The 12,998-nt window shown below is 55.0% G+C and carries 12 protein-coding genes and 1 tRNA gene; 1 reads left to right on the forward strand and 12 read right to left on the reverse strand.

The genetic code is table 11. From position 1 onward, the window contains the following. Positions 1 to 25: 25 nt before the first annotated feature. From L3K52_03640 to L3K52_03655, 4 genes are all read right to left on the reverse strand, one after another. Positions 26 to 1,036 (reverse strand): ABC transporter permease, encoded by a 1,011-nt coding sequence (locus L3K52_03640; protein UOG92832.1) that lies wholly within the window; start codon positions 1,034 to 1,036, stop codon positions 26 to 28. Further along, positions 1,033 to 1,947 carry an ABC transporter ATP-binding protein gene (locus tag L3K52_03645; protein ID UOG92833.1) on the reverse strand — a complete coding sequence of 305 codons (915 nt, stop codon included), beginning with the start codon at positions 1,945 to 1,947 and terminating at the stop codon, positions 1,033 to 1,035. The genes L3K52_03640 and L3K52_03645 overlap by 4 nt, the downstream gene beginning before the upstream one ends. After that, entirely contained in the window at positions 1,923 to 3,077 is a 1,155-nt protein-coding gene (locus L3K52_03650; GenBank protein UOG92834.1) for a YbfB/YjiJ family MFS transporter, read from the reverse strand. Before L3K52_03650 ends, L3K52_03645 begins: the two co-directional genes overlap by 25 nt. 71 nt (positions 3,078 to 3,148) lie before the next feature. Next, positions 3,149 to 4,657: a YifB family Mg chelatase-like AAA ATPase gene (locus L3K52_03655; protein UOG92835.1), complete on the reverse strand. Its 1,509-nt coding sequence runs from the start codon at positions 4,655 to 4,657 to the stop codon at positions 3,149 to 3,151. 241 nt (positions 4,658 to 4,898) lie between these two features. On the opposite strand from L3K52_03655, the gene L3K52_03660 reads away from it, so the two are divergent. Then, a complete protein-coding gene (locus tag L3K52_03660) occupies positions 4,899 to 5,279 on the forward strand; it encodes a hypothetical protein (GenBank protein UOG92836.1) in 381 nt (126 codons plus the stop codon). A 47-nt stretch (positions 5,280 to 5,326) separates the two neighbouring features. Here the strand turns inward: L3K52_03660 and L3K52_03665 are convergent. From L3K52_03665 to tolA, 8 genes are all read right to left on the reverse strand, one after another. Next, positions 5,327 to 5,402: transfer RNA gene (locus tag L3K52_03665), tRNA-Lys, on the reverse strand. Positions 5,403 to 5,462: 60 nt separating this feature from the next. Next, on the reverse strand, positions 5,463 to 6,728 hold the full coding sequence (locus tag L3K52_03670; protein UOG92837.1) for a YeeE/YedE family protein: 1,266 nt from the start codon (positions 6,726 to 6,728) through the stop codon (positions 5,463 to 5,465). 64 nt (positions 6,729 to 6,792) lie between these two features. Next, positions 6,793 to 8,649 (reverse strand): AAA family ATPase, encoded by a 1,857-nt coding sequence (locus L3K52_03675; protein ID UOG92838.1) that lies wholly within the window; start codon positions 8,647 to 8,649, stop codon positions 6,793 to 6,795. Positions 8,650 to 8,654: 5 nt separating this feature from the next. Continuing rightward, a complete protein-coding gene (locus L3K52_03680; GenBank protein UOG92839.1) occupies positions 8,655 to 8,873 on the reverse strand; it encodes a hypothetical protein in 219 nt (72 codons plus the stop codon). A 104-nt stretch (positions 8,874 to 8,977) separates the two neighbouring features. Then, positions 8,978 to 9,910 carry a tol-pal system protein YbgF gene (gene ybgF / locus L3K52_03685; protein UOG92840.1) on the reverse strand — a complete coding sequence of 311 codons (933 nt, stop codon included), beginning with the start codon at positions 9,908 to 9,910 and terminating at the stop codon, positions 8,978 to 8,980. Between the two features lie 4 nt (positions 9,911 to 9,914). Next, the gene (gene pal, locus L3K52_03690) at positions 9,915 to 10,502 is read right to left on the reverse strand and encodes a peptidoglycan-associated lipoprotein Pal (protein UOG92841.1); all 588 of its coding nucleotides are present in this window, start codon (positions 10,500 to 10,502) and stop codon (positions 9,915 to 9,917) included. Between the two features lie 20 nt (positions 10,503 to 10,522). Then, the gene (gene tolB / locus L3K52_03695; GenBank protein UOG92842.1) at positions 10,523 to 11,758 is read right to left on the reverse strand and encodes a Tol-Pal system beta propeller repeat protein TolB; all 1,236 of its coding nucleotides are present in this window, start codon (positions 11,756 to 11,758) and stop codon (positions 10,523 to 10,525) included. Positions 11,759 to 11,763: 5 nt separating this feature from the next. Beyond that, the gene (gene tolA / locus L3K52_03700) at positions 11,764 to 12,975 is read right to left on the reverse strand and encodes a cell envelope integrity protein TolA (protein ID UOG92843.1); all 1,212 of its coding nucleotides are present in this window, start codon (positions 12,973 to 12,975) and stop codon (positions 11,764 to 11,766) included. Positions 12,976 to 12,998: the final 23 nt, after the last annotated feature.

The raw sequence follows: 12,998 nt of genomic DNA on the forward strand, positions 1-12,998 counted from the left end.
AGGTGTCGGTGAGGGGGTTTGCCCCTCACTCGGTTGTCCACTTAAACGACAAGGTGCCAATCACCACAAACAGCGCTGCCATTGCTACCAATACCAGCAATTGCACACCAATATCCGCCAAGCCCGCCCCATCCAGCATAATCGCCCGCGCCGCGCTGAGGATGTGGGTCAACGGTGACAATTGACTCACCCATTGCATCACCGGGTTAGTGCCTTCCATCGAAAACCATACCCCCGACAACACCATCATTGGCCAAGTCAGCAGGTTGAGTAAACCGCCCGCCAATTCCTCGCTGCTCACCCGTGCCGCGACCACCAAGCTCAGCGCAATCAGGGTAAATGCCCCCAATACCAGCACCAACAACAGATTCCAATAACTGCCTTCCATCGTGAAGTGCATGAACAAGTTAGTGCCAGTAAACACAATCGTGGTCACGAAGACGACCAGCGCCAAACGCGAAGCAATTTGCGCCAACAGGAATTCGGTAGCACTCAAAGGCGTGGCATTCAGGCGTTTCAAATAGCCGCTTTTACGGTAGCGCACGATTACAAAGCCCACGCCAAACAAGCAACTGAACATCAAGTTCATCCCCAAAATGCCAGGAACCACCCAATCGACGTAGCGGATTTCTGCGCCCTGCACACTCTGCGGCTGCAACGCTGTACCGCCGCTGTGTTGCAACAGCTTTTCCAGAAAGTAACCGTTTTGCGAATCGCTATTGACCCAATACCGGGCAGATTCGGCCCGTAAATCCAGCAGCATATCGACCTGATGCCGCCCGACTTTGCGTACCGTCGCCTCTACCGCATCCGGCGTCACCTCATAAAACTCAACGTGTTCGGTGTGCAGAAACGGATGCTCGGCACTTTGAGCGACCACCGCGACTTTGAACAGCGGCTGTCCATCCCCCGAAAACACAAACGCCAAGCCAAATACCAGCGCGATTGGCAAAATGAAATTCCAGCCAAGGGTGGAACGATCGCGCAAAAATTCCAGAGAGCGGGCGTAAAACGTTGCCCAAATACGCTTGATCATGCGCGTAACTCCTTGCCGGTAAGCGCCAAAAACAGGTCTTCTAAGGTGCGGGGGCGCACTTGCAAACCCGCCAAGGATGCACCGTGTTGGATCAGCAATCCCAAGGTGGCGTTCACGTCTTGGGTGATGATTTCCACCGTGCCGGTCACTTTATCCAAATAGCGGTGCGGAATGATTTTCGCCGCTTCTGGGAAATCGCGTTCGGGCAATTCGATAATCACATCTTGAAAATGCGTTGCCAGCAAGGTGTCGGGCGAACCGTGGGCAATGATTTTGCCGTGATCCATGATCACGATTTCATCGCAGAGGTTGTACGCCTCTTCCATGTAATGCGTGGTCAGCAACACCGTTTTGTGGCGGGCTTTAATGCTGTTGACCAGTTCCCAGAAATTGAGGCGTGCTTGCGGGTCAAGTCCGGTGGTGGGTTCGTCGAGGAATACCACGTCGGGGTCATTCACCAGCGCTAAGGCCAGCAACATGCGTTGGCGTTGCCCGCCGGAGAGTTTGCTGGCATCACGATCCAGGTACTCTTCCAAGCGACAAATCGCGACCAATTCGTCCAGCGGCAAGCTGTGCGGGTATAAGCTGCTAAAAAATTTGAGATTCTCACGCACCGTGAGGAAATCTTGTAAGGCGGTGGATTGAAATTGAATCCCTGCTTCTTGGCGAAAGCGTGCGCCTTGTAACTCGCCTTTGTAGCGAATTTCGCCCGCTGTGGGTTTGGTAATGCCTTCCAACATTTCGATAGTGGTGGTTTTACCTGCGCCATTCGGCCCTAGCAAGCCAAAGCAAATGCCGGGGCGCACCGCGAAGTCGATGCCATTCACGGCATTCACACCGGGGTAGTGTTTGTGCAGATCACGCACTTCCAGAATCGCTTGCGTCATTAGCTCGATAACTCCATTTTCCATAACAAGCCCATGCCGACCACCATAAAGGCGGCTGCCATTAACAAACCGCCTTGATAGCTGCCGGTTGCTTCGGCAATGTAGCCGGTAATCGCGGGGGCGACGATTTGCGCCACGCCGTAACTCAAGGTCAGCCGTGCCATCGCTTTGGCAGGGTTGGCGGGGTAATAACGCCCGATGACCGTCAAGGTCAGGCTGACAATGCCGATAAAGGTTGCACCATACAGCGCGGCGCTTACTACCGCTAGTAACGGATGCTGGGATAAGGCAGGCAATAGAATCGACACAATTTGCCCCGCAAATGCCAATTGCAAAGCTCGCATGTCGCCGACCCGCCGCGCCACCCGATCCCACACAAAACAGGCGGGTGTGGCAGCAAGCCCTACCAATACCCATGTCCAGTTTCCCCAGCCTGCTAATGCCGGAATTTTTTCCACCATTGCCACGGTGAAGGTGGCGCTGACCACAAAGCCCACACCCGCGCAAAAGTACATCGCTACCATCAGCAGTAACCAGCGGCGTGACGGCGGCGTTTGGGTGTGGGTGGCTTGCGCTGTTGTCGGGAGCGGTTCGGGCAACCATAACCAAGCGGGAATAAACAGCAGCGCTGCCAGCAGGCTGAGCGTCCACCATTGCTGCGCCCAATCCAGCGCCAGTGCACTCATGGCAACCGCCACTAACCCCGATACCAGAATGCCACCGCCTAAGCCGCCGAAGTGAATGCCGAGTTCCGGGCGATGTCCGTTACGCATCAACCAGTTCAGCATTAAGCCCGAACCGATCAGCAACCCGGCGGCACTGCTCAAGCCTGCGGTATAACGCAACATCGACCACAGCAGCATGTCTTGCGTCAGCGCCATGCCCGCAATGCTCAATACGCCGATGACCAAGCCTGCGCGGTAAAGTCGGTATTTGGTGTGCAAGCTGCTAATGGAAGCGGCGAGTAATGCGCCACTCATGTAGCCCATGTAATTGAAGGTGGCAAGCCAACCGCCCGCGACTTCGGTGAGCCAAGTTTCTGCTCGCATCACCGGCAGTAACGGCGTGTAGGCAAACCGTGCCAACCCCACGGTGAGGATCAGGCTGCAAATGCCTGCCAGCAATACTTTTCTTGTGTCTGTCGAACGCAGCATACCCGCACCTGATCATTGTGATTGGCCAGCGCGGATAATGGCACAAAATATTGTTGCAGTGCGCTACTATTTCACAGCGCAGCGAGGCGATCCAACGCCCGATAACTGAGGGCTTCGGTCAAATGCGCGGTGCGAATCTCGGCACTGTCGGCAAGGTCGGCAATGGTTCGCGCCACTTTGAGGATGCGGTGATACGCCCGTGCGGAAAGCTTGAAGCGTTCCATTGCCGCATTCAGCAATTTCTGGTCTTTGTCGCTCAAGACGCAATGCTGATCCACATCGCGCCCACTTAGGGCATTGTTGATCTTGCCTTGGCGAGCGTGTTGGCGGGAACGTGCCGCTTCGACCCGTAGGCGCACGGTGGCGCTGGTTTCGCCGTGTTTGAATGATTGCAGGTCGTCTTGTTTCACTCGTGGTACTTCGATTTGCAGGTCGATGCGATCTAAAAACGGTGCGGAAATGCGGCTGCGGTGTTTGCGTTGGCGTTCTGGGCTGCATTCGCAATTATCACGCAAATCGCAGGCACGCCCTTGCGGACACGGGTTCATGGCAGCGACGAGCTGAAATTTAGCGGGGTAAGTGGCTTGGCGAGCGGCACGGGATAGCGTGATCTTGCCGGTTTCCAACGGTTCGCGCAGCACGTCGAGTACGTGGCGGTCGAATTCGGTGAGTTCGTCGAGAAACAAAATGCCGTGATGCGCGAGGGAAATTTCCCCCGGTTTCACTTGCGAACCGCCGCCGACCAAAGCCACGCCGGACGAGGTGTGATGCGGTTCGCGCACTTGGCGTTGCCCCCAGCGGCTGGCTTCAAAACCGTGATGGCTGATCGAGGCAATTGTAGCGGATTCCAGCGCTTCGTCTTCGGAAAGTGGCGGCAAAATCGTGGCAAGGCGGTTGGCAAGCATGGTTTTGCCCGTTCCGGGTGGCCCGACCATCAGCAAATTGTGACCGCCCGCCGCCGCAATTTCCAACGCCCGACGTGCCATGAATTGCCCCTTCACATCGCTGAGATCAAAGGGGTAAGTGGTTGCGGTGGGTTCAATGTGGTGCTCCCAGCGTACCAGTGGTTCACTGCCGTGCAAGTGTTCTACCACTTCGCTGAGGGTGTTGGCGGCAAAAACCTTCAAGCCTTTGATCAAGCTGGCTTCGGCGGCATTGTCTTGCGGCACGATTAAGGCACGTCCGGCTTGCAGGGCAGCAAAGGCGGTAGGCAATACCCCGCGTACCGGGCGCAATTGCCCGCCTAACGATAATTCACCGATGAATTCGTAACCTTGCAATACCTCATGCGGCAATTGCTCACTTGCCGCCAACATCCCTATCGCAATCGGTAAATCGAAACGCCCGCCATCTTTGGGAATATCCGCCGGAGCCAGATTAATGGTGACGCGCCGCAGCGGAAAGTTGAAATCGGAATTGGTCATGGCGGCTTTGACACGATCCCGGCTTTCTTTCACCGCCGTTTCGGGCAGGCCGACGATGGAAACACCGGGTAGGCCATTGGCGAGGTGCACTTCGACGCTCACTAACGGGGCATCCAGCCCGTTATTGGTGCGGCTGTAAACGATGGCTAAGCTCATAATGATTATTGCTGACTATTGGTGCGGGAGTGGCACTGATCTTGCGTTTTTTACGCGATTTGCTCAAAAAAAGTCGACAAAAGGCAAATGATGAAACTGGCATACAAGTTGCTTAAACACTACAGTACGCGACTATCGCTTTTTTCATCACGATTGTGAAATCAATCACGGTTTTCACAGTCGAAAAGTTCTATAACGTGGTAAATCCACAACACTTCAACAAGACACAAGGTACAACAACATGAGCGACACTAACGAGACTACCGGGCAGCCTCAAAGCATTTCTAGCACTACCCCCTACCCGCAAGCCAGCCACATTTGCACGCGCCACGGCACGGCAACCACTGAACAGGGGCAACGCAAAGTGTATGCGCGCCATACCTTTATTACCCGCGACCCGCACGACAAAGTGCTGCAATATTACAGTGAGCAATTCGGGGAACCCCGCGAACAAGCAGGCGCGGTCTGTTGGCAACAAGAAACCCAGAATGGCAATCAACATATTTTGGTGGAATTAACGGTGGAAGTGCCTGCGCAATCGGATCAGCTCAAACCACAAGAACAGGGGCAAACCTTGATCAAATCGTACCGGGCGGTGACATCCGGTAATCAAGCGGGATGACAAACAAAAAAGGGTTGCAGTTTGAAACTGCAACCCTTCGTTTTGTATGGTGGGCCGTGTGCGACTCGAACGCACGACCACCTAATTAAAAGTCAGATGCTCTACCGACTGAGCTAACGGCCCTGAGAAGAGCGGTATTATAGACAAAAACGTTTTGGGTTCAAGTCTTTTCTGCCACTTCGTTTAAACTTTTTCAAGTTTGCGCAATGATTCGGGTAAAAGCTTCAAATCGACCAATCCAGTGATCAATGCTTTGCCAAAGCTGGCTTCTTCCTCATACATCATTTGGTAGAATTGCACTTTCATGGTGAGCGCACTGCCCAACACAATGCCCGCAAAAGCAATGAACGAGCCAATCGCAAGGGTAGACAAGCCCGTAACGCCTTGACCGATCGTGCAACCCATCGCCAATACGCCACCAATCCCCATCAGGATAGCGCCCAAGACGTGGCTAATCACATCGCCCACGGACGCGAACCATTCGATACGGAAGCTGCGGCTAACCAAGGCCCAAGCGAATGAGCCCGCCATCACGCCAAACACTGCCATGACCCCAAAGGTCAACAGATTGCTGTTGAAACCGCCTGCCGTGTAGCCAACGGCTTGCGCCATTGGATTGATGAAGGTGAACGATTGCGCGGCAAGCGCGGCACCAATCGCGGGTTTGCCATCTTCTGACTCCGCCAACATATCCCATTCGCCGTAATATTGCGTGAGTGGGTAGGGTTGCGCGTCGATGCTGACCGTTATATTGCTGGTGACATACCAAGCGGCTAACACGCACAAACCCACTGCAATGCCGCCGAGGGCTAAATCACCAATGCTGCGAAAATCCTTGGATTTGAACGCCAGCCACACCAGAAACAGCCCGATAATCGACCCAATCACTAAACGGGCGCTCAATGCATTGCTTTCGCCCGCAATGACACTGCCCAAATCTTGCGAATTGCCCAGATTCACCGCCAAAGGGTTGAGCCATGGGTAAAATAATAGCGAATACAAGGTTTTATCCGAACCGGGGAACGGGTTCAGCATGAAATAGGCCACCACCCCAATAATCAGGAACACGAGAATGGATTTAAGGTTGCCCGCGCCAATGCGCACCAAGCATTTATTTCCACAACCACCGGCAATGGTCATGCCGATACCGAATAAAATACCGCCCAGCAAGTTTTCTGCCCAAATCAGTTGCCCGTTGCGGTAAGGCGGGTAAGAGCCGTTGGCGTTCACCAGCCCCGCCATTTCCAACACCACAACGCCAAGCATGGCAACGCCAATCGCCAAACCCCAAGCGCGGAAACGCCCGGTATCATCCAAATTGATCCAATCGGATACCGCACCCATGGTGCAAAAATGGGTTTTATTAACGATTGCCCCCATGATGAAGGCAATCACAAAGCCCGCGATCAGCAAAAATGACTGCGCGGATGCAAAATTATCAAACGTCATAACCTCTCCTCTAACTGTAGTGCAGAGGGGATTATAGGTTGATAAATCGCAAAGAGGAAAGCCTCTATGCCTTTAGGGTATGCCCACTTTGCTGACATTGGATGTGGTGCGCCAACGGCACACCTTCCGGCTTGGTTTGCGCGGTTAGCCAAATTTGGCTCATTACGCCTTTGCTGGTTTCCACCAAACTGTGCAGCGTGTTATTGCTGCGCTCTGGGTCGAAAAAGGCAAAGGGTTCGTCCAAAAACAGCATTTGTTTGTCGGTTTTGGTGGCATCGGCTAATGCATTCGCCAGTGCAATGCGCATGGCTAAAGCCACTTGGCGTTGCGTGCCGGTCGAAATTTCATTGAAATCGAGGTAATCGCCTTTTTCCTCCGACAACACTTTGAGGCTGAAATCGGGCAAAATTTCCAGCGATTGGTAATGCGCTTGGGTGAAACGTTGCAGCAATTCCGGGCAACGTGTTTTGACCAATTGGTTGAAGCGTTCAATCGAGTGGCTGGCATCGCGCTTTAACAAGTCGATGGCAGTACTGGTGACGACGTGCTGGCGGCGTTCGTGTTCCAAGGCTTGTTCTTGCTCGGTTGCCAAGGCTTGTAAGTGTGCGCGGTGTTCCAATTGTTGTTCGGCGGTGAGAATTTCGGCCTTCGCCGTGTCTAGGTGTTTTCCCAGTTCGGCGCGACGGTTGGTCAGCCCGACATTGAGGGTATCCGCCGCGCTGTGCACGTAAAGTGCTTTGGTTTTGTACAGGCGCGTGGTGTGTATCCACTCTGGAATCGACGCCATGTCGGGATGGTTGGTGCTGGTGTCTGGCATATCGAGGTGTTTTTCGACCAAATAATCAACGCTATCGGTGTTGAGCTGGCGGCTAACCGGCTGGGTACAGGCTTGGTAGCTGTTTTCCATGGCAGCGGCGAGGTGATTGGCGTGGGTTTGTAGCGGGCGCAAGCGGCGCACTTCCACATACCAGCCGTAAACCAATAGCACTGCGCCCACCAAAGCCGCAATCGAGGCGAGGCGGATTGCCCCCCGCCCCAGTGTGTCTTGCCATGAGGCCGAGAGATTGCCGAGCAAATCCTTGCCCCATTCCGGGGTGAACATCAGGAATAAGCCTACCAGCAATGCCAATAGGAAGACGACGAGAGTGGTTTTTGTCCAACGTCCGATTTTACGGCTGTGTTGGTCAACGCTTTGAAAGGCATCGAGATTATTGGGGTAGGCGAGTGATTCTTTGTCGAGCCGTTGCGCCATCAGGGTAAGTTGTTGCTGGCGATCTTCCACATTGGTGACGATGGCCTGGAGACGCGGCAATTGGGTGTCATCAAGGTGAAACGTGTCGATGGAACGCAAGGTGTGTTTGCAGCGCCCTTCCATTGCCTTGAGGGTATCGAGGCGTTCTTGTTGTTCGCGTTCCAGTTGGTTGCTGAGGGTGGCGTGCTCTTTGAGTCCGGCAATCGCCCGGAGGTTGTCGCTATCGCCTTCCTTGCTATTGCTGCTTTGTTGCCCCCAATAAAACGCGGTAGAAAATGCGCCGTAATAGTAGCCAAACAGCGCTTTGAGTTGGCGTTCCACCGTTTCCGGGGTATCTGCCAGCGTGACTTCTTCTTCGGTGGAAAACAGGGTGGCGGCAACATTGCCCTCGGTGTCGATGGAACGTATGAGCCGGTATTCGTGTCCCCGGTGTTGCAGGCGCAAGGCAACGCTGGCTTGGCTGGCTCCCCAGTGAATCAATTTGGCAGCGTCGGCGGGTTTTACTTGTTCGGTGCGCCCGAACAGGCCGAATTGGATGGCGTCGCCAATGCTGCTTTTGCCGGATTCATTGCCGCCAGTGAGCGCGATTAAGCCACGCTCTGGCAGGTTTTCCAGTTGCAGGTGTTGGTATTTGCGGAAGTTTTCGGCGTTAATGGCAGTGATGATCATCGGATTTACTCCATGTGCCGCGTGGCTTCGAGGCGGTTCACGACCAGTGCGACCGCGTCTGCATACACCTTGGGGTCGAAACCATCCGCGTGGGTATGGCTTTGGAAGTCGTGTTGGCAAAATTCCATGAAGCGCCGGGCGGCGGCGGTTTTCAATGGCACAGGGGGTAACACCTGCGCGAGATCCAATTCAGGGGCTGGTTTGGGGCTTTTTTTGCCGAACATGCGCGTCTCCGCTGTTATTTAATGGGCATCCATGCCCGATAACTATATGCAAAAATGCGTAATTTTGCAGGAGAAGCTGTCAGTCTGATTAAAAAAAGAGGGGCTTAATGCCCCTCGGTCTTCATTTGATCCAAGCGCTCTTGCGCCAGTTTGCGGGTTTCGGCGTTATCCGGGAAGAAGCTGATCACGTCTTGCAAGGTTTTGCGGGCTTTTTCCCAGTCTTTCAGTTCGTAAAAACTGTAGCCGAGTTTGAGGGCGGCATCGGGCGCTTTGTCGCTGCCTTTGTGCTCTTTGAGTACCACTAAAAACTCTTCAATCGCGCCTTTGAAGTCTTTTTCAGCGTACAGCGCTTCGCCTACCCAATACTGTGCGCTGGAAGCCAGCGGACTTTTGGGATAGTCCTTGAGAAAAGCGCGAAATTCCGGCACGGCTTCTTTGGGGTCTTGCAGCAAAGTTTTAAACGCGTCGTCATACACCGAGCGCTCCTCGCGTTCAGGTGCTGGGGTTTTATCCGCTGTGGTGCTGGAATCCGGCGCTTTGTTTGCACTGGGTAAACCGGGTAACTCAGCGGTTTTGTCAGCAGGACTATCGACCTTGGTGTCGGTGATTTTACCCGCACCAGCCGGTGGGTTTTTGTCATCTGACTTGTCGGTGCCGTAGCTGTAGAAACCGTTGGGGTCGGGTTTGGTTTCTTTGGCTTTGAGCGCGTCTACATCGGTGTTATCGAGCACTTTGTCTGGCGTGGGTTCGGCTTTGTCTGCTTGAGCCGCTGTGTCTGGGCTGGCGTCTTGCAGTTTTTCAATGCGTTCGTCGACTTGTTGAAAGGTGTCGCGCTGACTTTTCTGCACGATTTCTAACTCATTTTGCAGTTTTTCATTGTCACCGCGTAGGTTGCGTAATTCCTGCTCCAGTTCATTGACCCGTTGCAGTAATTGCACCGCAGCCTCATCCGAGAGCGGTGCTGCTCCGACAGGGGAAACCGCCAGCAGCGTAGCGACCAGAGCGCCGAGGACGCTGCGGTTTAGCTGGTTTTGCATCACATTATTCTCCGGCATATTTGATTTCGACGCGGCGGTTTTTACCCCACGCGCTTTCATTGTGCCCGAAAACCGCCGGAACTTCTTCGCCGTAACCGATGACTTCCATCTGGTTGCTGCTAGTGCCTTTGACTTGCATGTAATCGAGTACCGAATAGCCCCGACGCTCCGACAAGGCAACGTTGTATTCGCGTGAGCCGCGTTCATCCGCATGGCCTTCCAAACGTACCCGCAAATTAGGGTAGGCAGCCAGCAAAGAAGCATGAGCATTGAGGACGTTCATGTATTCCGGCTTGATGTCAGCGCGGTCGAGATCGAAATAAATAACCCGTTGCGCCAGAATGCTGCTAGGGTTGCGCAGCTCTGCCGGGGTGTATTGACCCGTGCCAGTCCCGGTGCCGTAGCCATTGCCGTAATTACCACCTGTGCCGTAGCCGCCCGTGCCGTAACCACCGCCTGCGGTACCGCCACCTGTGCCGTAACCACCGCCAGCAGTGCCACCCGTGCCAGCGGCATTCGGTGGCACTTGTTGACACCCGGTGATGCTCAACGCAGCAATCAGGGCTGAAAAAGCCAATGTTTTCATTTTCATAACACTCATCTCGCTATTCATTAATCAAGATAGGGCGACCATGCGGGGTCGCGTACATCGCCCGCCTGTGAATACAGGCTTTGGTGGGCTTTGCCATTGTCACTGGCGACTGCCAAGGAGTTACGCCCACCGGCATCCGTCGCGTACAACACCATCATGCCATTGGGGGAGATGGCAGGGGAATCGTCTTGGGTGCCGCGTGAAATGGTGCGTTCCTGTTTGGTGGCGGCATCCATAATGGTGATGCTGGATGTGCCGCCGTTTTGCCGCACCATCGCGACGCTATTGCCCGCAATGCTGGCTCCGGCATTGTAGCCGCCGCTGAATGACATCCGGCTTTCGCTGCCACCATTCGCGGTGGTTTTGTAGAGTTGCGGTTGTCCGCTGCGGTCAGATGTAAACACAATGGTATTGCTGTCGGCCCATTGTGGCTCGGCATTAATGCCGCGTGTGTTGGTAATTTGGCGTGCGCCATCGCCATTCGCGCCGCTGACCACGATATTGTAATTACCGCGTTCGGCAACACTGTAAGCAATCGAGCGACCATCCGGCGACCAAGACGGGGAAATGCTGGAGCGGTTCGGGTCAGAAACGGTGCGCTTGCCACCGGATGCTAAATCTTGCGCATAAACCACCGGACGCCCCGTTTCGTAGGAAACATACGCCACTTGCTTGCCATCCGGCGACCAACTGGGGGACATCACGGGTTTGCGCGAAGAAACGATGGTGCGCGGGGTAAAGCCATCCGCATCCGAGACGATCAACTGGTAGGTTTGATTTTTGGCGGGCCCGCTGGCGGAAACGTAAGCAATCCGCGTGTCGAATGCGCCCTTCACCCCGGTAAGTTTTTCAAACACCAAGTCGGCGGCTTTGTGTGCCATGCGCCGTTCATTCGGGTGCGTGGGAATGCGGAAAGCACCAGCCACTTGCCCGGTACGCAGGTTGACCAGTTGCAGATTCATCTCACCGCTGTGAGTGCCGACCACGGCGTATTCTGCGCCCGTGACACGCAAAGCGTCGGGGGAGAAATTGCCACCCGCCCGTGCCGGATCCATCAGCGCGAAGCGCCCACTGCGTTGCAGGTCAGCTTCGATGACTTTGGACATGGGGCTGAACGGCATCACAATAATGCTGGTTTCACCGACGGTGGCATCAATGTCGATGCGTGAGAATAACTCTTCCGCCGAAGAGGTAACGGGTAAGCCAAGCCCTGTGACGAGTAGGGCAGATGCGAGTAAGGTTGTTTTCATGTGCATTGCGGTTAATCCATCGTGATAACGTGAGTATCGTTGTACAGTTCTTGGTATTCGGGACGTGGAAACGGGTCGGAACGCTGCACCGCCGCTTTGATCGACTCGCAAAACGCGGTGCTGCCATCACAAGACAAGGTGAAACGCCGGATGCCACCCGATGGGCTAATGCCAAGGCGAATGGTGGCAGACATGCCGAAGCGTTCGCCGGGTTTGTTCCAGTTGCCTTTGATTTTGCGGTTGACGGCAGCTTTCCATGCGGCGCGGGCGGCGTTCAATTCGCTGTTGCTAGGGCCTGCATTGGCAGCGGCTGCGGCGGCACGGCGGGCGTCTTCTTCAGCGGCTTTGCGTTTGGCTTCGGCGGCTTTCCAGCGTTCACGGTCAGCCGCCAATTGCGCTTCTTCGGCGTCGGCTTTTTTACGGGCAAGCGCTTCGGATTTGGCTTTGGCGGTTGCTTCGGCCTCTGCTTTTTCCGCTGCTTCGGCTTTTGCCTTAGCTTTGGCCTGTGCTGCTGCTTCAGCCCTTGCCTCGGCTTTGGCTTCCGCAGCGGCTTCGGCTTTGCTTTTTTCGCGGGCTTTCTTTTCTGCCAACGCTTTCGCTTCGGCTTCTGCCTTGGCTTTGTTGGCTGCATTGGCTTGTTTGCGTTCGGCTTCTTTTTCGGCGGCTAGGGCTGCACGGCGGGTTTCGGCTCTGGCTTCTGCCCGGCGACGTGCTTCGGCTTTGGCGCGTTCTTCGGCGGCGGCTTCCTGCCGCGCGGCGGCGGATTGTTCACGAGCGGCTTCTTTGGCTTTGGCGGCTTTGTCAGCGGCTGCTTGTTCGCGTTCGGCTTCTTTGGCTTTGGTTGCTGCCAGTGCTTTGCGTTGTGCGTCGGCTTGCTGCTTGGCTTGTGCTGCCGCAGTGACCGCCGCTGCCGCGATGATGGCTTGTTGCTGGGCTTGCTCTTCCGCTTTTGCCTCCGCTGCTGCATCAGCCTTGGTTGGCTCGGCTTTTTCGGGGGAGGCATCTTCTGTCGCGGTTAATGCGGTGCGTTCTGGTTCGCTGGTATTGGGTTCCGCTTCGGGGGGAATGGGGGCGTCGGGCAGCGTGACTTCGACGGCTTTGCTTTCGGCGGTCTCTGGTCGGTCGGTCCATTGAAAACTGAGCAGTAACACGCCGACGATCAGGACGTGCAGCAGAATGGCCCAGAAGAGTGCTTGTGGTTTGTTACGTATTTCTTTAAACATGATCTTGTAGCCCTTCGCAGATC

The sequence above is a fragment of the Candidatus Thiothrix sulfatifontis genome (genome assembly GCA_022828425.1).
GTDB classification, from domain to species: Bacteria; Pseudomonadota; Gammaproteobacteria; order Thiotrichales; family Thiotrichaceae; genus Thiothrix; species Thiothrix sulfatifontis.

What these genes read in the sequence shown, in the direction of transcription:
- L3K52_03640 (UOG92832.1), bottom strand. Translation starts at nt 1,036, where the DNA reads ATGATCAAGCGTATTTGGGCAACGTTTTACGCCCGCTCTCTGGAATTT.
- L3K52_03645 (UOG92833.1), bottom strand. Translation starts at nt 1,947, where the DNA reads ATGGAAAATGGAGTTATCGAGCTAATGACGCAAGCGATTCTGGAAGTG.
- L3K52_03650 (UOG92834.1), bottom strand. Translation starts at nt 3,077, where the DNA reads ATGCTGCGTTCGACAGACACAAGAAAAGTATTGCTGGCAGGCATTTGC.
- L3K52_03655 (UOG92835.1), bottom strand. Translation starts at nt 4,657, where the DNA reads ATGAGCTTAGCCATCGTTTACAGCCGCACCAATAACGGGCTGGATGCC.
- L3K52_03660 (UOG92836.1), top strand. Translation starts at nt 4,899, where the DNA reads ATGAGCGACACTAACGAGACTACCGGGCAGCCTCAAAGCATTTCTAGC.
- L3K52_03670 (UOG92837.1), bottom strand. Translation starts at nt 6,728, where the DNA reads ATGACGTTTGATAATTTTGCATCCGCGCAGTCATTTTTGCTGATCGCG.
- L3K52_03675 (UOG92838.1), bottom strand. Translation starts at nt 8,649, where the DNA reads ATGATCATCACTGCCATTAACGCCGAAAACTTCCGCAAATACCAACAC.
- L3K52_03680 (UOG92839.1), bottom strand. Translation starts at nt 8,873, where the DNA reads ATGTTCGGCAAAAAAAGCCCCAAACCAGCCCCTGAATTGGATCTCGCG.
- ybgF (UOG92840.1), bottom strand. Translation starts at nt 9,910, where the DNA reads ATGCAAAACCAGCTAAACCGCAGCGTCCTCGGCGCTCTGGTCGCTACG.
- pal (UOG92841.1), bottom strand. Translation starts at nt 10,502, where the DNA reads ATGAAAATGAAAACATTGGCTTTTTCAGCCCTGATTGCTGCGTTGAGC.
- tolB (UOG92842.1), bottom strand. Translation starts at nt 11,758, where the DNA reads ATGCACATGAAAACAACCTTACTCGCATCTGCCCTACTCGTCACAGGG.
- tolA (UOG92843.1), bottom strand. Translation starts at nt 12,975, where the DNA reads ATGTTTAAAGAAATACGTAACAAACCACAAGCACTCTTCTGGGCCATT.